The sequence below is a fragment of the Psychromonas arctica genome, from assembly GCF_036697365.1.
Classification (GTDB): domain Bacteria; phylum Pseudomonadota; class Gammaproteobacteria; order Enterobacterales; family Psychromonadaceae; genus Psychromonas; species Psychromonas arctica_A.
In genome coordinates, this window is the sequence record NZ_JBAHZA010000068.1 from 1 (window position 1) to 635 (window position 635).

At 45.7% G+C, this 635-nt stretch carries 1 protein-coding gene; it reads right to left on the bottom strand.

Features of this window, described 5'->3' with window-relative positions:
- The coding region (locus V5290_RS17345; RefSeq protein WP_333388783.1) for a VCBS domain-containing protein at window positions 1–635 on the bottom strand (635 nt) is incomplete at both ends.

Sequence of the window (635 nt, forward strand, 5' to 3'; positions counted from 1 at the left end):
GTAATAACAATCTCTTGTTCAACACCATCGCTGGTCATAACAGTGATGGTATCGGTGATCGACTCGCCGTCATCTAATGATTGAATCGCCGCTTGCGTATTATCCGCCGCGTATGCCCAGTTACCATCGGCATCAATAGTAATATCGCCGTAAGTACCGTTAATCGTTTCAGCAGTAAAAGTAGTTGTATCCGAGCTATCAACATCTGACAACGTTAATGTACCAGTCGTGCTTAACGTTGCTGCATTATCTTCAGTGACCGCACCGGTTGTATCGCCAGCAACAATAGATAAATCATCCATGCCGTTGATGGTAATAACAATCTCTTGTTCAACACCATCGCTGGTCATAACAGTGATGGTATCGGTGATCGACTCGCCGTCATCTAATGATTGGATCGCCGCTTGCGTGTTATCCGCCGCGTATGTCCAGTTGCCGTCGGCATCAATAGTAATATCGCCGTAAGTACCGTTAATTGTTTCAGCAGTAAAGGTTGTGTTGTCTGAACTATCAACATCGCTTAGCGATAATGTACCAGTCGTGCTTAACGTCGCGGCTTCATCTTCAGTCACCGCGCCGGTCGCATCGCCAGCTACGATAGATAAATCATCGACACCATTAATGGTAATAACAAT